Below are 219 nucleotides of genomic sequence, written 5' to 3'. Positions count from 1 at the left end.
ATGTGGTGCATATCCAGCATGAGCAGATGCTGTGGTTCTTGCTCCGGTCCTTGTACGCCCAGGTCCACCACGCCTACCCGCAGCAGCGGAGCGGTTTGCAGATTGAACGGACGTACAAAGCGTCGCACCAGCTCTTGCGTATCTGGACTGACCATCGTGCCCGTAGTCAGACCTGTAAGTGCAGTCGTATCTCCGGCCTGTACCTTCGCATACTCCACC

At 57.5% G+C, this 219-nt stretch carries 1 protein-coding gene; it reads right to left on the bottom strand.

Annotation, left to right across the window (positions count from 1 at the left end):
* Positions 1-219 (bottom strand): hypothetical protein (locus JO375_RS24440; protein WP_229526940.1); only part of this gene is annotated, 219 nt, incomplete at both ends.

It is taken from the genome of Paenibacillus farraposensis, assembly GCF_020736845.1.
Classification (GTDB): domain Bacteria; phylum Bacillota; class Bacilli; order Paenibacillales; family Paenibacillaceae; genus Paenibacillus; species Paenibacillus farraposensis.
Note: the sequence above shows the minus strand (reverse complement) of the source record. Positions and strands in the feature narration are given on the sequence as shown.